Below are 732 nucleotides of genomic sequence, written 5' to 3'. Positions count from 1 at the left end.
CAAACTCCAGGCGCTCTTGCCGTGCTCGCGGGCGCGCCGGTTGTACGGAACAAAGCTGCGCCGAAACCCGACCCAGAACAGCTGGGCGATCAGGGAGCTGTTCGGCTCCTCGATCTGCAGCACCGCGGAGAGAACCGCCTGATTGCAGGCGAAGATGTCCGCTCCCCCCTTCGGGATGTCCTTAATCACCAGCTTACGGTAGACCCACCAGAAGCCGCCGGAGAGAATGTCGCGCACCCAGTCGTCGTGCCGGCTGACGCGCTCGCCGAAGACGACGTCGGCGGTCCCACTCTCAAGAATCGAGAAGAACTCAAGGATCAGTTCCGGAGGCTCTTGCAGGTCGGCCGCCATCACTGCCACATGCCGTCCCCTCGCATGCTCTAGCCCGGTACGTATCGCAACGAAAGCACCGAAGTTCCTGCTGTGGAAAAGAATCTGATATGGAAAGGAGAAGCTCGCGCGAGCCGCCGTCAAAAGTTCGCCGGACTGGTCGGGCGACCCGTCGATGACGAAGACCACCTCGATCGCCGTCGCGGCTCGCCGATTGAGATCTTCGAGGGCCTCGATCAGCGCGGGAATATTCTCCTGGTTGCGGTAGATAGGAACGATCAAGGAGCGGGACACCTCAGCCGGCACACCGCCGAACGCGGGTCGCGCGGCGGCTTCCTCTACCGGTGTTCGGGCGTTCATCGACGCCACCCCTGAAGGGCATCGCACAAGCGCCCCGTCTCG

At 63.0% G+C, this 732-nt stretch carries 1 protein-coding gene; it reads right to left on the bottom strand.

Going from position 1 to position 732, the window contains the following annotated elements; genetic code table 11:
* On the bottom strand, positions 1–690 hold a 690-nt coding region (locus ABTU92_RS30420), incomplete at its 3' end, for a glycosyltransferase family 2 protein (RefSeq protein ID WP_408095255.1).
* Positions 691–732 lie beyond the last annotated feature (42 nt).

The organism is Rhodoplanes sp. SY1 (assembly GCF_046000175.1).
In the GTDB taxonomy this organism is placed as follows: Bacteria; Pseudomonadota; Alphaproteobacteria; order Rhizobiales; family Xanthobacteraceae; genus Rhodoplanes.
The sequence above is the reverse complement of the archived record's forward strand: the minus strand, read 5'-3'. Positions and strand labels throughout refer to the sequence as shown.